At 47.4% G+C, this 19,126-nt stretch carries 18 protein-coding genes; 17 read left to right on the forward strand and 1 reads right to left on the reverse strand.

Annotated features, from left to right (window positions below; translation table 11 throughout):
* Positions 1-27 precede the first annotated feature (27 nt).
* Positions 28-1,635 carry an NHL domain-containing protein gene (locus AC3WRW_RS05215; protein WP_492545292.1) on the forward strand — a complete coding sequence of 536 codons (1,608 nt, stop codon included), beginning with the start codon at positions 28-30 and terminating at the stop codon, positions 1,633-1,635.
* 129 nt (positions 1,636-1,764) lie between these two features.
* Positions 1,765-3,294, forward strand: coding sequence for a L,D-transpeptidase (locus tag AC3WRW_RS05220; RefSeq protein WP_492545293.1), 1,530 nt, complete (start codon positions 1,765-1,767; stop codon positions 3,292-3,294).
* 149 nt (positions 3,295-3,443) lie between these two features.
* On the opposite strand, the gene AC3WRW_RS05225 is transcribed toward AC3WRW_RS05220, so the two are convergent.
* Positions 3,444-3,578, reverse strand: a complete 135-nt coding sequence (locus AC3WRW_RS05225) for a hypothetical protein (RefSeq protein WP_492545294.1) — start codon at positions 3,576-3,578, stop codon at positions 3,444-3,446.
* A gap of 367 nt (positions 3,579-3,945) precedes the next feature.
* Here AC3WRW_RS05225 and AC3WRW_RS05230 point away from each other — a divergent pair, with 367 nt between their 5' ends.
* From AC3WRW_RS05230 to AC3WRW_RS05300, 15 genes are all read left to right on the forward strand, one after another.
* A complete protein-coding gene (locus AC3WRW_RS05230; protein WP_492545295.1) occupies positions 3,946-5,304 on the forward strand; it encodes an ABC transporter substrate-binding protein in 1,359 nt (452 codons plus the stop codon).
* A gap of 87 nt (positions 5,305-5,391) precedes the next feature.
* Entirely contained in the window at positions 5,392-6,297 is a 906-nt protein-coding gene (locus AC3WRW_RS05235; protein WP_492545296.1) for a carbohydrate ABC transporter permease, read from the forward strand.
* A 45-nt stretch (positions 6,298-6,342) separates the two neighbouring features.
* Positions 6,343-7,182: a carbohydrate ABC transporter permease gene (locus AC3WRW_RS05240; protein ID WP_492545297.1), complete on the forward strand. Its 840-nt coding sequence runs from the start codon at positions 6,343-6,345 to the stop codon at positions 7,180-7,182.
* Positions 7,183-7,318: 136 nt separating this feature from the next.
* A complete protein-coding gene (locus tag AC3WRW_RS05245; protein WP_492545298.1) occupies positions 7,319-8,773 on the forward strand; it encodes a PTS transporter subunit EIIC in 1,455 nt (484 codons plus the stop codon).
* 79 nt (positions 8,774-8,852) lie between these two features.
* Positions 8,853-9,686 carry a PRD domain-containing protein gene (locus AC3WRW_RS05250; protein ID WP_171683594.1) on the forward strand — a complete coding sequence of 278 codons (834 nt, stop codon included), beginning with the start codon at positions 8,853-8,855 and terminating at the stop codon, positions 9,684-9,686.
* A gap of 153 nt (positions 9,687-9,839) precedes the next feature.
* Positions 9,840-10,937: a quinone-dependent dihydroorotate dehydrogenase gene (locus AC3WRW_RS05255; protein ID WP_492545299.1), complete on the forward strand. Its 1,098-nt coding sequence runs from the start codon at positions 9,840-9,842 to the stop codon at positions 10,935-10,937.
* Between the two features lie 26 nt (positions 10,938-10,963).
* Positions 10,964-11,761, forward strand: a complete 798-nt coding sequence (gene yjbM, locus AC3WRW_RS05260) for a GTP diphosphokinase (protein ID WP_492545300.1) — start codon at positions 10,964-10,966, stop codon at positions 11,759-11,761.
* Between the two features lie 3 nt (positions 11,762-11,764).
* Positions 11,765-12,193 carry a DUF309 domain-containing protein gene (locus tag AC3WRW_RS05265; RefSeq protein WP_492545301.1) on the forward strand — a complete coding sequence of 143 codons (429 nt, stop codon included), beginning with the start codon at positions 11,765-11,767 and terminating at the stop codon, positions 12,191-12,193.
* Positions 12,186-13,190, forward strand: coding sequence for an ABC transporter ATP-binding protein (locus tag AC3WRW_RS05270; RefSeq protein WP_492545302.1), 1,005 nt, complete (start codon positions 12,186-12,188; stop codon positions 13,188-13,190). The genes AC3WRW_RS05265 and AC3WRW_RS05270 overlap by 8 nt, the downstream gene beginning before the upstream one ends.
* Positions 13,187-14,002: an ABC transporter permease gene (locus AC3WRW_RS05275; RefSeq protein WP_492545303.1), complete on the forward strand. Its 816-nt coding sequence runs from the start codon at positions 13,187-13,189 to the stop codon at positions 14,000-14,002. The genes AC3WRW_RS05270 and AC3WRW_RS05275 overlap by 4 nt, the downstream gene beginning before the upstream one ends.
* A gap of 21 nt (positions 14,003-14,023) precedes the next feature.
* Positions 14,024-14,809 (forward strand): ABC transporter permease, encoded by a 786-nt coding sequence (locus AC3WRW_RS05280; RefSeq protein ID WP_492545304.1) that lies wholly within the window; start codon positions 14,024-14,026, stop codon positions 14,807-14,809.
* A 148-nt stretch (positions 14,810-14,957) separates the two neighbouring features.
* A complete protein-coding gene (locus AC3WRW_RS05285) occupies positions 14,958-16,559 on the forward strand; it encodes a spore germination protein (RefSeq protein ID WP_492545305.1) in 1,602 nt (533 codons plus the stop codon).
* A 15-nt stretch (positions 16,560-16,574) separates the two neighbouring features.
* On the forward strand, positions 16,575-17,774 hold the full coding sequence (locus AC3WRW_RS05290; protein WP_492545306.1) for a Ger(x)C family spore germination protein: 1,200 nt from the start codon (positions 16,575-16,577) through the stop codon (positions 17,772-17,774).
* A gap of 4 nt (positions 17,775-17,778) precedes the next feature.
* Entirely contained in the window at positions 17,779-18,018 is a 240-nt protein-coding gene (locus AC3WRW_RS05295) for a hypothetical protein (protein ID WP_492545307.1), read from the forward strand.
* 5 nt (positions 18,019-18,023) lie between these two features.
* The gene (locus AC3WRW_RS05300) at positions 18,024-19,121 is read left to right on the forward strand and encodes a GerAB/ArcD/ProY family transporter (RefSeq protein ID WP_492545308.1); all 1,098 of its coding nucleotides are present in this window, start codon (positions 18,024-18,026) and stop codon (positions 19,119-19,121) included.
* Positions 19,122-19,126: the final 5 nt, after the last annotated feature.

Here is a 19,126-nt window from a genome sequence, read left to right on the forward strand (position 1 = left end):
ACTTCATCATCTTAAAAGGAGAAACCTATGAAACCTTTGAAATATATACTCGTTTCCTCTCTGGCTGTTGCAGCATTATGGGGAGGTTCGTCAGCTTGGGCGGCAGGATTATCAGCGGATGCGCTGCTTTCCAGCAATGGCCAAATCATGTCGAATGTCACGACGCTTGCGGGAATCGGTGATTTTGAAGATATTAACGGAGATGCGTTTAAAGCCGGTTTTCGTGCTCCCGGGAGTGTCGTTCAGCTGCCTGACGGCAGTATTCTCATTGCGGATACCCGCAATCATCTCATTCGAAAAGTTTCGGGAGGCAAAGTCACGACGTTCGCAGGTCCAGAGGTCGTGGTGACGAAGAATAGCCAAGGGTTTCCAACCGGCGGCCTTCTTGACGGCAAAGCTTCACAAGCTTTTTTTAACGAGCCTACCGGTTTAGCCGTTGACAGCAAGGGGAATGTGTATGTAGCCGACTCGGGAAATAACGCGATTCGCAAAGTGGACACGAACGGACAAGTCACCACTTTGGCAGGCAATGGCGTGCCAGGCAAGAAGGATGGGAAAGCTGCGGACGCAAGCTTCAATCACCCAAGCGATGTTGCGGTAGCGGCAGACGGGACGGTGTACGTAGCGGATTCGCTTAATCATGTCATTCGTAAAATCGCAGCGGACGGTACGGTTTCGACGCTAAACGCGGCTTCCACCCGGTCGATTGAAATTCGTCCCGGCAAAGCTTCTTCCGCAGGCGAGTTCCAAGACGGCAATTTAACCGCGGCCAAGTTCAATGAACCTTCCGGTTTGGCGCTGGACGGCAAAGGCAACCTGTATGTAAGCGATACGGGGAATCAAGTTATCCGGTATATCGATTTGCAAGCAGGAACGGTGAAGACCGTTGCGGGCTCTTCTAGCGGCGTGAGCTATGCGAAGAATGAGCTGTACGCAGGCGGCGATTATGCCGATGGTGAGGCGTCGAAAGCGAAGTTTGATTTCCCGAAAGGTCTCGCAGTGACCTCTGAGGGCGGAATTGTAATTGCGGATAGCTTAAACCATGCCATTCGCTATTTACTGAACGGCAAAGTGACAACCATTGCCGGAACCGTTCAAACGGGCGAAACCGACGGCGTGGAGCGGGCAGCTGAATTTTACAGCCCTAATGATGTTCTTGTGACAGCTCAAGGCAATATCGTCGTTGCAGACACTTTGAATAACAAAATTCGTAAAATAGCGCCTTATCATTTGCCTGCTGATTTGCCAAGTCAGGGCATTAAGGTCGTAACTGGAGAGAAAGTGATTTCCTTCGATGCTCAGCCTGAAATTCAAAACGGACGAACGATGGTTCCAGTCCGCGCTATCGGTGAAACCTTCGGCTTTGAAGTCAAATATGCCGAGCGCTCGGGTACCAAGGTTGTACAGCTAATCAAAGGCGACACGACAGTAGAATTGACGATCGATGACACGGGGGTCGTTCGCAAGCAGGCAGGCCAAGCTGACGTCAAGCAAGCTACGGACGCTGCGCCATATGTGAAGCAGGACCGTACGTTCGTGCCGATTCGTTTCTTCGCGGAGCAGATCGGGCTGGATGTTCAGTGGGATGCCGAAACGCAAACCGCGATTTTGCGTACAAAATCTTTTGCAAAGTAAATGTCATGAGTCTGGCCAAGGGCAACCTTCGTCAGGCTCGTTTTATTTTACAGCTTCAACTCCAAGGACCTTATGCCGATAAAAATCAAAGAGAGTCTGTCTCGAAGTCGTGCGGGGGAGGTGTCCGGGTTGAAACCCAAGAATCATCATGATCAATTGGAGCGGTTTTTCCAACATAATCCGATTGAAGATCCGCTGTATCTCAAAAAATACGTGAAAGATCATCCCGATCATAAAATGGCGTGGTATTTGTTAGGCCGGGAATACGCGGCGCAGGGGAAAGAGGGCAAGGCGGCTTACTGCTTCGCTCAGTCTGGGGAGATTTATGAGGCGTTTGAGCGGCAAAAAATTACGATTGAAGGTCCGCTCCCTACTTACCCTCCTCCCGTCCTTAATAACGTCAGCGTGCCCCTATCTAAGAAGGGACTGAAAGGGGCAGGGAAATGGATGCCGTTATTGGTCATTTTGCTGCTATTGGCCGTTCCGGCTGCGATGGATTCTGCGAAGGAGCAATGGGCCGATAGCGTTGGCCGAAAGAGCCCGTCCGCAAGTGTGACGCCCGTGGTCCAAACCTCTGTGAAACAGGAAGACCAGGCAAGAACGAAGCTCTTTTTCTCGAAGGGGGACTGGGGGAAGGAGCTTCAACAAATCTTGACATCGTCCGGGCAGGGAGCCGGGGAATCTGTTGTTATGCAAGCGCCGCGAAGCGCAGACGGTAAATGGACGGAGTGGAACAAAGCGGTGAGTCCGCTGATTGGCGTTGTTTCTGAAGGAGGCGGCGGAGGTTCGGCGGCATTAAAGTACTATCAATCGCAGATTTGTTCCTGCCAAGCTGCCGATAGCTCGGCCATCGTCCCGGCCATTGATCAGTGGATGCAGGAGCGGGAGCGGGCGATTGTGCTGCAGAGCTCTATGAAGGCTTACGAACAAAGGACGGGAATGCTGCCTGAGAAACCAGAGCAGTTAACGAAGCCATACCCGGATAACCTGCTTCCTGGGCTTACACCGGAGATGCAGGAGCTGTTTCCGCAGACGCTCAGCATGCTTAAAGCGGAGCTTGCCCAAGCAGGACAACGGCAGGAGCCGAAGCAAACGGAAGAGAAGGCCCAGGTTAATCCAGAGGCCAAAGAGAATGCGGTGCCAAGCTCCTCGCAGCCTAAAGCTTCTACAGATCCATTGCGCGAACCGCTCAGAATTGTCATTGATACGGAGAAATATGTTCTGGCCCTAGTTAGCGGAGATACAATCATCCGCAGCTATCCTGTTGGGCTGGGCGGCGAGAAAACGCCGCAGGGCGATTTCATCATTAGCGAAAAGGTGCGCAATCCGAATGGGAAATCGAACGGTGAGTTCGGGAGCCGCGGGATGACGTTGTCCGACACGCTTTATGCCATTCACGGCACGAATAAGCCTTCGAGCATCGGAAAAGACGAGTCGCATGGCTGTGTGAGGATGCTGCAGGGGGATATCGAAGAGCTTTATAACATGGTGACACATCAAACCAAAGTGACGATCGGCAAAGGGGTGCTGCCTCAGCCTGGGGCTGGTGGCGGTAATCCGGGAATCGGTGCGGGCAGAGGAAAGCCTGAGCAAGCGTTCGGGCTGCCGCTGCAGACGAATGACAGCAATCCAAGCAAGAAATACAAATGGCTGGATTAAAAGAGAGAAAGGCTGCCTCATGCGCAGGATATTCTGCAAGTGAGGCAGCCTCGATCTTCGATTTCATGTACACAAAGGATTTCTGTTGACATTCATATAGAAAGCGATTACAATTCGAAATGTGATGATTTCAATCATTTGGCTCGCAATCATTTGTTCAAAATGAGCAGTAGTGCCATGGCTAGGATGACGACAAGAAAAATGGAACCTGTCCAAATGATGGCTTTTTTATTGATTTCCTCTTTGGCTCTTCGATTAACGGCTGTTGGTTTGCGTTTGGACATTGAAATCACCCTTTTTTAGAATTTATACGATATCATCTATCATATCATAAGTATGGTCGATCATAGAATATAGTGGATCGAAAGAAATTTTATAAACATGTATTGACGACCATGTCATTTTATTGTAATATTTAGTCACGTGAAGCAGTGAAAACAATTGAATATGTCAGTTTTGATAACATGTTACCATTAGGGCATTAGTTATTAGAAGAACGCAAGTTTTCTTCTATAACTATGCCCTTTTTATTTTTTTTCAGTACTTGAACGATGAAAGGGGTTGGTAGCACAAAAAAGGAAGCTTGTTAAAGCGGGAATTCGTTACTCCAAATATCAAACAGATTGATTAAAAAAGGGAGAAGATGAACACATGAAGATGAAAAAATGGTCAACACTGGGCTTAGCTGCCTCCATGGTACTTGTAGCAGCAGGCTGCGGTAAATCCGCTGCTCCGGCAGAATCGACAAAACCAGCTGCAACCGTTGCTCCAACCACCGCAGCAACCGCTGCGCCTACTGCGGCAGCCGCAAAAAAATTAACCGGCGATTTTGAAATCCAATACTTTGTCGGCGGGTATGGCGACAAATGGTGGAAAAAAGTAATTGCCGATTTCCAAGCAGCAAACCCGGATTTGAAAATTAAAGAAAGTGCGGGACCAAAAATCAACGAACAAACGAAACCCCGTTGGATCGCTGGTAACCCACCTGATTTCGTATATATCGACGGACCTGAATTGTTTGATCGTCAAATGGTGACAGACGGTCAGCTTGAGGATTTGACAGACTGGCTGAAAGATGCGAAAAACGTTGACGGCGAAAAAATTCTTGATCTGCTTGCGCAGCAACCGCCGCAGTACGATGGCAAAATCTACAACATCCCATTCGTTATGAGTTCATGGGGTATCTTCTATGACAAGGCTTTGTTCAAAGACAAAGGCTGGGCTGAGCCTAAAGATTTCGAAGATTTCTTGAAAGTTAGCGAAACGATTAAAGCAGCGGGCATTAATCCTTTCATTCATACCGGTAAATACCCGTACTACATCAACGGTGCTGTCTTGTATCCAGCGATTGTATCAGCGAACAACAACGACTACAAATTGCTGCAAGATATGGCTTCGAACAACCTGGATGCTTGGAAAAGCCCGGCAATCTTGAAAGGTTTGAACAAAATCGTTCAACTTCGCGACAAAGGATTTATCGATAAAGCATCCGTACAAATCAATCACACGGATTCCCAATCGTTATTCCTTCAACATAAAGATGCCTTCATTCCGAACGGTCTATGGCTGCCAAACGAAATGGCGAAAGACGTTCCAGCTTCCTTCGACTTCGGCTTCATCCCATCCATCACGCAGGATAAAGGTGGGAAAGTGGTAGCGAATACGTCAACGTCGACATTCGCGATTGCGAAAAAGGCGAAAAACAAAGATGCAGCGAAAGCGTTCATGCAGTTTGTATTCTCCAAAGCACAAGCTTCCCAGTGGGCAGAGCTTAGCGGTGCGCCTTCCAACATCAAAGGCGATATCTCTTCTTCCAAAGCGCCTAACTTTGTAAAAGATGCAGCGAAATTCTTGTCTTCCCCTGATACGGTTGTTGTTCCTACTGTGTCCTTCGCTGCTGACGTCGACAAAGCGATGCAGGATGCGACGGTTGCTTTGACAATCGGAACGATCACGCCTGAAGAGTGGGTCAAACGTGTAACAGATGTCGTTGCTAAACAAAAGAAATAATAACTGAATGCGGCAGTGCGGAGAACTCTTAAGGTCAAGCGCCTTAGGCGTTCTCCGCCATTTTAATGATAGGACGGTGAGGATAGAATGAAGGCCAAGTCAAAAGTATGGAAAAGGAATTTATTCATCGCTTCATTCATCATTCCGACTTTTCTGTTCTTCTGTGTATTTACGATCTACCCTGTTATACAGGCCTTGCAGAAGTCATTCTATGATTGGTCAGGAATGTCGGAGAACAGCACGTTTATCGGTTTTGACAATTTCAAAGAACTGTTTAAAGACCCAATTATTCTTAGAGCCATTGGGAACGATTATTTCTTGGTCGTAGGAAAAGTGATTGGCATTATGCTTCTGGCAACGTTCTTCGCAGTTGCATTGACACGCTTCAGAGTGAAAGGCTCCGGCTTTTTCCGGGCGATTTTTTTTATCCCCAATGTGATCTCGGTCGTTGTTATCGGTGTCCTCTGGAACTTCATTTATAATCCTCAAATTGGATTCCTGAATGCCTTCTTGTCGCTTTTCACCGGTGAAAAAGTCGATATTACGTGGTTGGGCTTTCCACAGCACACCATTTGGATGCTGCTGCCGCCTACAATTTGGGCAGGTATCGGCTTCTACATGATCTTGATGATTGCTGCAATCGTGAATATTCCTGCTTCCTATTATGAAGCAGCTAATATAGATGGAGCCGGTCAATGGTCGCAATTCCGCAACATCACCATGCCGCTTATCTGGGAGCAAATTAAAGTTTCCGTCGTCAACATTGTCATCACGACCTTGAATGGGTCCTTTGTCATTGTTCAGCTGATGACGAACGGCGGACAGCCTGATAATACAACCCAAGTGATGGGATCTTACCTGTATCGGATGGCTTTTCAACAATATCATTTCGGCTATGGAGCGGCCATCGGTGTCATGATTTTAATCGTCTCGCTGATCACAACCCTCGTTCTGCAGCGTGTCATGCGCCAAGAAACGATCGAAATGCATTAAGGCTATCTTAGAAAAAGAAAGATTCTGAAGGAGGGGAACTATCGTATGGAGATCAAAAATCCGTTAGCCAAATTGATTGTCTGGATCATTCTTCTGATTTGGAGTGTTGCCGTCCTCTATCCTTTGATTTGGACACTGCTCGATGCGCTCAAAAATAACGAGCAATTTTTCCTGAATGCCCCATGGGCGCTGCCGAAGTTCCCGCTGTTATGGTCCAATTTCTCCTATGTATGGAGTAAATATAACTTTAGCACCTATTTCTTAAACTCAATTGTTGTCACGGTTGGAAGTACGCTGCTGGGCATGATTCTTGCGGCGATGACAGCGTACATCTTAGCCCGGTATGATTTTAAAGGGAATAAAATCATTTTTACGATTTACATCTCCTCGATGATGATTCCGTTCGCGCTGGCGCTCATTCCGCTGTTCTTCTTGCTGAACGATTTGCATTTGGTTAATACGTGGCTGGGCTTAATTCTTGTCTATGCCGCACTTAATCTGCCGTTTGGGATCTTTCTGCTGGTCGGATTCTACAAATCGCTGCCGAAAGAAATTGAAGAGGCCGCTATCATTGACGGGACAACCCACTATGGTACGTTTTTCCGCGTTATGCTGCCTTTGTCGCAGCCGGGACTGATTACGGTCATGATTACGAATATGTTGAATAACTGGAATGAGTATTTCTTAGGCGTCGTGCTGACGAATGAACCAACGAAGTACACGCTTCCGGTCGGTCTTGCGGTTATGCAGGCGGAGATGCAATATCGCGTAGAGTGGGGGCCGTTGTTCGCAGGACTTCTGATTACAACGATTCCGACCCTGATCGTATATATCATCTTCCAACGCCAAATCGCAAGCGGGATAACGGCCGGAGCGGTGAAATAATCGCATATGCTGCATAGAAAAAACACCTTATCCTAGAGTATTTTATCCTTTCGGGAGGGTGTTTTTTCCACTATAATGGAAATAGAAAGAGCAAATAAGGAACGGCCAAACTTATGGGCTTGATAGGTGACATAACATGAGATCCATGTATTTATTGCAGAAAATGGGACGTTCTTTAATGATTCCGATTGCGGTTCTGCCGGCGGCATCCATTCTTTTACGTATAGGCAATATGACATTCAGCGATCCTTTTCTTATGCAGGTGGCTCATATTTTTGAGTCCGGCGGAAGCGCGATTTTTGATAATTTGCCTTTAATTTTTGCGATTGGCATTGCCATCGGGCTGACGTCCGGAGACGGAATTGCGGCATTGGCGGCTACGGTCGGCTATCTCGTGTTTAACAAGGTTTTGCAGCTTTTTCATACCGGTACCGATTCGGCGGAATTTTTGGATATGGGGGTACTCGGCGGCATGCTTGTCGGAGTGCTTTCTGCAACGTTCTTTAACCGGTTCCAGCATATTCAATTACCGAAAGCGTTAGGCTTTTTCGGAGGGAAGCGTTTTGTCCCCTTACTAACGGCTTTGGCGATGGTTTTTCTCGGGCTGCTGATGGGTTCCATTTGGCCACCGGTCCAAAAAGCGATCAGCATTTTCGGCATATGGATTGTTGATAATGGCAATATCGGCGTTCTTATCTATGGGATTATGAATCGCCTGCTGATTCCCACGGGCTTGCATCATATCATTAATAATATCGCATGGTTTCAAATCGGGGATTATACCACATCAACAGGCAAAATCGTACATGGCGACATCTCCCGTTTTTTTGCGGGCGATCCGGAAGCGGGCATGTTTATGACTGGATTTTATCCTGTCATTATGTTTGGCCTTCCTGCTGCAGCTCTCGCTTTGTTTAAAAGTTCCTCAACGGTCAATAAATCACTTCTCGGCCCTGTTCTGCTGAGCGCTGGTCTAACCAGCTTCTTAACGGGTGTTACGGAGCCCATCGAGTTCGCTTTTATGTTCGTAGCCCCTGGTTTATACGTTATTCATGCCTGCTTAACGGGTATATCGATGCTGCTAATGAATGTGCTTCAGGTGAAAATGGGGTTTGGTTTTTCCGCCGGTTTCATCGATTTTGTACTGAATTGGCACATCTCTACGAATCCTTATCTGATTCTCCTTGTAGGTGCAGGATACTTTATTCTTTATTATCTGACGTTTCGGGTGTATTTGTATTTCTTTCCGATGAAAGTGTCCAGCCGGGACGAAACGGTTGAGCAGGCAGAGGTGGACGTTAGTCCGCCTGTGGAAATTAAGGAAGACCGCCTAGCCCGTATATTGAGACATATCGGAGGGCCTTCAAATATTATTTCGATTGATGCTTGCATTACGCGGCTGCGTTTGCTCGTCAATGAAGAGAAGCTCGTATTGGATAACGAACTCAAAGAGCTCGGCGCCATAGGGGTCATCCGATTGGGAAAAGGCAACGTACACGTCGTATTCGGTACGGAGTCAGAGCATATTCGCGAAAGTATTAAACCTATGCTTCACAAGTCTAAAGACAAATCAGGACAAGCCTCAATTTAACCCGCAAAGTGACATATGCCATCGAAGTCTATTCCGAATGCTTTGCGGGGACCCCGAAACAAAGATTAGGAGGTGTCTAATGATTGAACGGACGATCATCCATGTTCTCTCACACAATGTGGTGATGGCGCATTTGACATCAGGGAAAAACTCGATTGCTTTTGGCAAAGGGATTGGTTTTAAGAAAACACCGGGTATGCCTATCGATGAAGCGGAAATTACGCAAGAATTCCTCTTGCATACATCAGAGGTGCTTAGGAACTATGAACAAATCCTGAATGCGGTTGACTTGCAAATTATCGGGATCACGGAAGAGGTGATCGCTTACGCGCAAAGCATGCTGGAAGGCGATTTCTCAGAAACGATTCACGCCTCGTTAGTCGACCATATTAATTTTGCGGTGGAGCGGCAAAAAAGGGGCATTTTCATCACAAATCCATTTGCTTATGAAATTGGGTATATGTACCCGGAGGAATATAAGGTAGCCAAGAAGTCCGTCGAATTCCTCAATGAACATCTGGATGTTAAATTGCCGGAGGATGAAGTCGCGTTCTTGACGATGCATTTCAATAGCGCCCGCAAAAAAGATCAGGCTTCAGATTCCTTAGCGGTTGTCAGAATCGTCTCGAAGACGATCGAATCGGCGAAAGAATTAGGCTTTAACTTCGACGATTCCTTCTCCACATTGCGATTCATCAGTCATTTGAAAGGCGTCATCGAGCGGGTGAAACAAAGAAAGACACTGCAAAATACGCTCCTGAATAAAATCAAAGAAGAGTACGGAGACACCTTTGTGAAGGCGAAAGTTCTGTCGCTTATGCTCAGCGATGCCCTGCAAATGGAAGTGGCGGACGACGAAACTGGGTATCTCACCATGCACTTGGAACGGCTGCTTCAGCGCTCGGAAGTATAGAGTTTGGCATAGTAGGATCTCTTCCCTTGCAACCGTTATGGAGCAGGGATTTTTTGTTTGAATCCGGTGTTTAAGACTTACAGTGGATTGCATAATTGCACAATGTCAGCTAAACTGACTGTTAGAGTCATTAGAGAACGGAGTGCATAGGACATGCTGTATAAGAAGTTAGCAAAACCGATTTTGTTTCGAATGGACCCTGAGAAGGCGCATCATCTGACCATTGACGGTCTAAGCGCGGTAACTCGTTTCCCAGGCGGAGCGCAATTACTTAAATCGATGTACGGAGTGCAGAACTCGCCTCTCATGAACCAGCGTATATGGGGACTCGAGTTTGCCAATCCGGTCGGTTTGGCTGCAGGATTAGACAAAAATGCAAAAGCAGTGAAAGGCTTCTCACAGCTTGGATTTGGATTCATGGAAGTTGGTACCATAACCCCCAAACCCCAACCAGGCAATGAGCTGCCGCGGTTATTTCGTTTACCCGAAGACAGGGCGCTGATCAATCGGATGGGCTTCAATAATGTAGGAACGGATGAGATGGCTCACAACTTGCAGAAGACAGGCAAACGAACCATTCCCGTAGCGATCAACATAGGTAAGAATAAAACGACTCCGAACGAGCAGGCCGAAGAGGATTACCGGGCATGCATTCGGGACTTATATACATACGGCGACTTCTTTGTCGTCAATATTAGCTCACCAAACACGCCGGATTTGCGTAATTTACAGCATGGGAATGATTTGAAGCGATTGCTTGATGCGGTTACCGCCGAAATGCAGCTTCAACAGACGAAGAATGCGCACACGGGCAAGCCTGTCCTCGTCAAAATAGCGCCTGATCTCACCGAAGAGGAGCTTGAATTAACCGTACACACGATTAAGGACAGCGGAGTTTCGGGAATCATTGCGACGAACACAACGTTAAGCAGAGCCGGACTCGTACATGCCAACCGTTCGCAAGCAGGCGGGCTTAGTGGAAGACCGCTGACAGAGCGGTCCACTGAGGTCATTCGGCGCGTCTATCAGTTGACCGGGGGCAAGCTGCCGATTATTGGAGCCGGAGGGATTTTCACGGCTAGGGACGCTTATGACAAGATTCGGGCCGGTGCCAGCTTAGTTGAAGTTTATACAGGGTTAATTTATGAGGGTCCCGGCATTCTTACTAACATTAATAGGGGACTTCAAGATTTGCTCCAAAAAGATGGATATACTCATATTTCCCAGGCAATCGGTGCAGATCACAACTGACTTCATTTGAAATGGAGGAAAAATCAATGGATGGACGAGACTGGAAGAAATTTCTCCTGCCTTACGAACAAGCGGTGGAAGAATTGAAGGTAAAATTTAAAACGCTGCGCGGCGAGCTTAAAAGCAGGGAAGAATATGCCCCCATTGAATTCGTAACAGGCCGCGTTAAGAAAATATCAAGCATGCTGGAAAAAGCGAAGCGTTTGAACGTACCGATGGATCAATTGGAATCCGGTATCGAGGACATCGCGGGCATTCGGATTATGTGTCAGTTTGAAGCGGATATCGAGCGTCTGGCAGAACTCATCCGCAGCAGGCAGGATATGAGCGTTGTCTACGAGAAAGATTATATTACCAATAAGAAACCGAGCGGTTACCGGAGTTTTCATATTATTATCGAGTATCCGGTGCAAACGGCTTTAGGTATGAAGAGAATTTTGGCTGAGGTGCAAATCCGAACGCTCGCTATGAACTTCTGGGCTACGATTGAGCATTCCTTAAATTATAAATATAAAGAGCAGCTGCCGGCTGATGTCAGAGCCCGTTTGAGCAAAGCGGCTGAGGCCGCTTATCTCTTAGATCAAGAAATGTCCAGCATTCGCGGTGAAATTGTTGAATCGCAGAAAAGGTTTGAAGATAACTCGAATTTAGTCAATAAAGTACTGAGCAATATTCAGGAGCTTTATTTCTATCATAGGGTTCGGGAAGCAGCTCAATTTCAGCTAAGATTCAACGAGATTTGGGAAACGGAAGACGGCTTGAGCGATTTGTCTTCCGATCTTGAGATCGCAATCGCCCGAGCGAAAAAAGGAGATCTAAACTGATCTATGGCTGCTTACGATCGTTTATATGTAGCTTACCTGTATTATTTTAACGAACTGCGCGATTATTTTGAATGTCATGAGGTGATGGAGGAGCTTTGGCTGGAAGAAGGCCGGAGCCCTCTATATCAAGGTCTACTGCAAATTGCAGTGGGCCTTTATCATCATGCAAATGGAAACGTAAGCGGTTCCATTAAGCTGTTTAGCGCGGGATTGGATAAACTGGGGCCTTATCCGGCGGATTCGCTTGGCATCGATTTGGGAAGCTTGGTCGAAGATAGCAAGGTCTATGTTTCGAAGCTCCTCCGTATTAAAGAAGAACCTTTTGCTCCGTATGACCTTACGATTCAGCTCGTTGACCCGGAGCTCGTTGAGCTTCTGGAACAGATGAAGCAGCATCCGCCCCAGCATGACGAGGAGGAAGGCCATGATTGAAGTTCGTAAGCTGAGCAAATGGTATCAGGTCCACGAACGGGATCCGGGCTTCATCGCTTCGCTCAAAAGTTTGTTCCATCGCAAGTTTCGAACGGTTAAAGCCGTAGATGACGTATCCTTTTACATCCCGGAGGGAGAGATCGTCGCTTTTCTTGGGCCGAATGGGGCGGGCAAAACAACAACGATGAAAGTGCTGAGCGGACTGCTGCATCCTTCAGGCGGTGAGGTGACGGTGGGCGGTTTTGTTCCTTTTCAACATAAGAAGGAATTTAAGAAGCAGATTTCTTTGGTCATGGGGCAAAAAAGCCAGCTGATCTGGGATCTTCCCGCCGCAGAAACGTTTCTGGTGAATAAAGTGATTTACGAAATTCCCGATCAAGCCTATGAAGAAACATTGTCGGATCTGGTACAGCTCCTGCAGCTGGAAGAAGTGATCCGAAAGCCGGTGAGACAGCTGTCGCTCGGAGAACGAATGAAGTGCGAACTGGCCGCAGCGCTGCTGCACAGGCCCAGAATCGTATTTCTCGATGAGCCGACGATTGGGCTTGACGTCAATATGCAGGAAGTGATGCGGCGGTTCATTCAGGACTACAACCGCAAATACAAAGCGACCATTCTGCTCACGAGTCATTACATGGCTGATGTTACGGCGCTATGCGAACGGGTGCTGGTCATTGGCAAAGGCCGGCTTCTATACGATGGAGCGATCAGCCAATTGATAGACAAGTATGCGCCTAATAAGCGCATTCGTCTTCAATTGGCTGAACGCACGCAGGAGCATGAACTTGCGGATGCTATTCACGGGATGGGAACGTTAGTGCATTTTGCATTTCCACATGTCGATGTGGATGTGCCCAGAGAGCAGGTGTCCGAGCTTTCGGCAAGGCTGCTATCCAAGCTCAGCGTACTCGATTTGACGATCGAAGATCCATCCATGGAATCGGTGATCGCCCAAGCCTTTGAGGCGAAGACCGAAGGGGGAAGCGGCGGCTCATGAAGGGAATGGCTCTATTTTGGCAAAAGTACCGTATGCTGCTGCGGGTTGAATGGGCGGTTATGTTTGCATACCGAAGCGAATCGCTGATCTGGATGGTTGGCGCCTTTATTCAGCCGCTTGTTTCTATGGCCGTTTGGCTGTCGATCAGCAATAATCAGACTGTTGGCGGCTATGATGCGCATGATTATATGGTGTATTTTCTTGGTGTCCTTTTGGTTGATCGTTTGACAAGTACTTGGGACGTATGGGAGCTGGACACCAGCATTCAAGACGGATCGTTGTCAACGAAGCTCGTACGGCCTTTTCACCCCGTGCACTGGAGCATCTCTCAAAACCTTGTGTATAAGCTGTTTTTCGCTTTTATATTACTACCGGCGTGGGCGATAGCGGGAGCTTTGTTCCCGATGCTAAGGCTGAATATTTCCTTGGAAATAATCGTGCTTTTCTTCTGCGCCATTGTCTTTTCATCTACCATCCGGTTCCTGATCGGTTTCCAGTTCGGCTTGTTGGCCTTTTGGACGAATCGGGCGACGGCCATTTACAGCCTTTACGAGGGTATTCATCTGTTTCTTGCAGGCCGGATTGCGCCATTAAGCATGTTTCCCTCCTGGGTTGAAAAAGTTGCGGCATGGCTGCCTTTCTATGGAACCGTTGGTTTTCCGGTAGAGCTCTTAGTGGGCAAAATCGAGATAGGTTCGCCCGCAATTCTATACAATTTCGCGATCCAATTCGCATGGCTGATCATTCTGCTCGTAACGTTTCGTTTGCTGTGGAAGAAAGGGATTAAGAAATATGGGGCTGTTGGCGGATGAGAAAGGGGAGTGCAGCCTTCGATGAAATACGCGCAATTGCTTCGAGAGTTTATGCGTGCTTGCATCGTTGAAGAGTTCGAGTATCGCGCTAATTTTGCGGCCAATGTATTGTCGACGGTGTTCTGGCTGGCGATGGCGATACTGACGGTGCAATTGTACTTTTACCGGACAGAAGAGATTGGCGGTTGGGACTTCGACGAAGTGCTTGTGCTATTAGGCATATTCAATGCGGTGCATGGGTTTATTGAATTTGTTTTACAGCCTAATATGTCGCGTCTCGTTAATCATATCCGCAAAGGGACTTTGGATTTCGTATTGACGAAGCCCGTAGATAGCCAGTTTTATATTAGCTTCAGACATCTTGTTTTCTGGCGGTTGTCGGACGTTGTACTCGGACTTGCGTTGGTTGCCTACGCGCTATGGCAGCTTGAAGCTATTCCTAGCTTGCTGATGCTTATCGAGTTCGCGATTGTTTTTGTGGCATCGCTTGCGGTGGTTTATTCGCTTTGGATGGGGATGATGATGTTTTCCTTCTGGGCTGTAAAGGTAGACAATTTGTCTTATTTATTCAGCTCTTTTTTTGAGACGGCACGTTTTCCGGTTTCGGTGTACAAAGGATTTCTACGTTTCACTTTAACGTATATATTTCCTATAGCTTTCATCACAACCTTCCCTGCTTCCGCTCTCATTGGACGTATCAGTGGCTGGCAGGTTGCTTGGAGTGTGGGGATTGCGCTCGTTTGTTTGGCTTTGACACGTGTTTTATGGAAATTTGCGCTGCGTCATTATACGAGTGCAAGCAGCTGAAAATTGTCTGCGAACAAGGACTTCTCTCCGGTTGGGGATGAGGTCCTTTTTTGCTGCTCAACTGACCTTATATACATAATTTTGTGACCATCAGGGAAAACTTTCCTTGAGCAGGCCCGATTTTAATATGAATGTGGTGGTGGTGACAATGCGAATAACGTGGACCAAGACACTGCATCAACTATTCAATCGTGACAAAATGCCAACGGCACAATCTCAAGAGCAGAAACAGCCCTTTACGCAAATAAGCATTTCCGGCGACAGCACATTAAACATCGAGCAAATCCAACTAACCTTTGGCAAGAGTGCCGATCTCAAAACCGGTGAACTCTACTTAGCTCTAGAAACGGATTGCAAAATAGGCTTTGCCTTCCTGGAGCAGATGGTAAACAAAACAATGTTTCAGGATATGATGAACGGTTTAACGGTAAAATCGACTGAACTCCTGCTAGGCATGGAAACGGGGTTCTATGAATTACCTGATTTGATGAAGAACATGCTTCTGACGTATGGAGAAGTCCAAACGATCAGCGACTATCAAGAAGTGTGCTATCGGATTTTGTCAGGGGAAACTGTCATCTTTGTCGAAGGTTATACACAGGTACTCTCCGTGAATATATCTGCGGAAGATCAGCGATCCGTGGAGGAACCGTCTACGCAATCCGTTGTGAGAGGTCCCCGCGATGGATTTACGGAATCGATAGGTACGAACATTTCGCTCATCCGAAAGCGTATCAAAAGCCCGAATTTATGGCTGGAAAGTATGACAATCGGCAGAGTTACGCAAACAACAGTGGCGATCATGTTCATTCACGGCATTGCGAACGACAAAATTGTAGACGAGGTGCGGCAGCGGCTGGCACGCATTGATATTGACGGCATTCTGGAAAGCGGCAACATCGAGGAGCTCATTCAGGATGAAACCTTCACACCGTTCCCGACCGTGTACAATACCGAGCGGCCCGATGTGATTGCGGCTGGCCTTCTGGAGGGGCGCATCGCCATATTGATGGATGGAACGCCTTTCGTGCTGGAGGCTCCTGTGTTCTTTACACAGTTTTTTCAATCGGCGGAGGACTATTATCAACGTGCTGAATTTGCGACGCTTCTACGCATGCTGCGGTATATGTGTTTTTTTATCTCATTGATGGCACCTTCCTTCTATATTGCGATGACGACGTTTCACCAAGAGCTCGTGCCCAGCTCATTGCTGTTCAACTTAGCCGCACAGCGGGAAGGCATTCCTTTTCCAGCTTTTGTGGAAGCGCTGTTGATGGAAGTGACTTTTGAGATTTTGCGCGAAGCCGGGGTGCGGCTTCCTAAGACGGTAGGTCAAGCCGTATCTATCGTAGGAGCGTTAGTGATCGGGCAAGGAGCTGTGGATGCAGGGCTGGTATCGCCGGCAATGGTTATTGTTGTGGCGATTACAGCGATCGCGAACTTTGTCATTCCGGCTTTTAGTATGGGAATCCCCGTGCGAATCATCCGTTTTATTTTGATGATATTTGCAGCTACCTTTGGCCTGTTCGGTATTACGGTTGGCTTAATCGCAATGGTTCAGCATCTCTGTTCCCTGCGTTCATTTGGAGTTCCGTACATGTCTCCCATGGCGCCGTTCGTGTTGGCCGATCAGAAGGATACCATCCTCAAATTTCCGCAATGGGGCTTGTTCTCCAGACCTCGATTTATTAGCCAAACGAATGTGATTCGCGAAAACAATGCCCCGACGAGTAAACCAAGACCAGAATAAAGGGGGGATCTGCCAATGAAAAGATTAGTTCGTATGCTGTGTACGCTAAGCTTACTTGGCACTGTGCTCTCCGGATGTTGGGACCGGCATGAATTGAACGATTTGGCCATTACGGTTGGCGTAGGTTTCGATAAAAGCGGAGACGAGTACTTAGTTACTGCGCAAATCGTAAACCCCAATGAGGTAGCTTCGAAAAAAGGGGCAGGCTACAGTACGCCCATCACGACCCTTTCAGCGAAGGGAATTTCAACGTTGGAAGCAGCAAGGAAATTGACGACTTCAGCTCCCCGTAAATTGTTTGCTTCCCATCTGCGCATTATCGTCATTGGGGAGGAGCTGGCCCGCGAAGGGGTGGCCAAAGTCTTGGATGGCATTACCAGAGACCATGAAATCCGGTCCGATTTCTACATCATCGTTGCCAGAGGTACGACTGCCTCCAAAGTGCTGCAAGTGTTAACGCCGATCGAAAGAATTCCAGCCAACAAAATGTTCAAAACGCTGGAAACTTCAGAAAAGGCGTGGGCCCCGACGGTCAGCGTTCGCATCGATCAGTTTATAAGCAATCTTAGCAAACCGACAACGGAGGCGGTATTAACCGGCATTCGAATCAAGGGCGATCCAGAGGCGGGGAATTCGAAGTCGTCCTTAGCGGAGACGGAACCCATCACCAATTTGCAGTATACCGGGTTAGCTCTATTTAAACAGGACAAACTGATCGATTGGCTGAACCAGGACGAAAGCAAGGGCTATAACTATATTATGGGCAATGTCAAAAGCACGATGGGGCATCTCGAATGTCCCAAAGGCGGAACGTTAACCGTAGAAATTATCCGTTCGAAAACCAAAGCCAAAGGGCAAGTAATAAACGGCAAGCCGTCAATCAACATTCACGTCATGATGGAGGAAAATATAAGCGAAGTTCAATGTAAAATCGATTTGCTCGACCCGGACACGATACATGAGATCGAGAAAATCGCCTCTAACTCCCTGCAAAAAGTCATGACTTCTTCCATTAACAAAGCCAAAGAGAATAAAGCGGATATATTCGGCTTCGGTGAGCTCATTGAGGATGCGTCCCCCAAGACGTGGGAGCAAATAAAGCAGGATTGGCCCAATGAATTCACCGAGCTGCAAGTCAATATCTCTATCGATTTGCATATTCGCCGCCTAGGTACAACGAATAACTCCATTATATTGCGCCCTAAGGAGGAGTGATAACATGTGGATCTTCATCTCGATTGTCATCATGGTCGTTCTCACGTGTTTGCTGGAACTCCCGGACCTGCTGAGCAAACAGCTCGCTGCAGAAATCTGGGTATTTGCTTCCCTCTTATTCATAGGAGCATTGTTTTGCATTTTGCATTTTGAGAGGGTGGCGCTTCCGAATCCGCTGGACTGGATTACCTATGTGTATCATCCGGTCAGTCAGTTTGTTTTTGGCATTCTAAAATTGAGGTGAATCGAATGATTGAGAAGGGAAGGATCGGCGTCCATCAGTTTACGATTTTGACCATTTTGTTTACAATTGGCAGTTCGATTCTCATCGCACCTTCGGGGCTTGCCTATGATGCTAAGGAGGATGCTTGGGTTGCAGCTATTTTAGGACTCTTATTCGGCTTGCTGCTTGTCATTTTGTATCTAGCTATTGGTCGGCGTTTTCCCCAGAAAACGTTGGTAGCCTATTGCGAGGAGCTCATGGGAAAATGGTTCGGCAAAGCGATCGGCTTGCTCTATTTCTGCTTTTTCTTTCTGTTGGCCGCATTGGTGCTTCGTAATTTAGGCGATTTTATTTCAACCCAGGTCCTGGTGGATACACCGCTGCAGTTTACGCATATGTTCTTTCTGGCGATCGTCATTTTGGGTATTCGCAACGGGTTGGAAACTTTTACACGCACATCGGAAATTTTTCTACCTTGGGTGCTGACCTTTTTCTTCCTCATGTTTATCCTGCTTCCAACCCAAATGAAAACAAGCAATATGCTGCCGATACTCGGATATGGCCTCAAACCTGTTGTACGTGCGTCTATTCCTCTGATTGGAACGCCGTATATGGAACTTGTCGTCTTCTTAATGATTCTGCCATTCGTCAAGCAGACCCCGAAGCTGGGGAAGGCGTTTCTCACAGGGGTTTCCATTGGGGGCTGCTTGCTAATTGTCATTTCGCTTCTATCTATTCTTGTGCTGGGAGACGATTTAACCGCGATTCAAATGTATCCGAGCTTCTCATTAGCCCGAAGAATCTCGATCGGCAATTTCCTCGAACGTCTTGAGGTTGTGATGGCGGGGATCTGGTTCATTACCATTTACTTTAAGCTAACGCTCTGTCTGTACGCGTCTGCTGTGGCATTAGGTGAAATTTTTAAATTGACAGAAATTCGCCAGTTATATGTTCCTCTGGGAATGAGCCTGCTCGTTCTTTCGATCATCGCTTACCCGGATGCGTCTTATTTCATTCAGTTTTCCTCTAAAATTTGGGTCTTTTTCTCCGGAACCTTCGGGCTCATCATCCCCTTGTTGCTGCTCCTCTCCGCTATTTTACGAAAAAAACTCAGTAGCCAATAAATGAA

It is taken from the genome of Paenibacillus sp. FW126-R14, assembly GCF_058789495.1.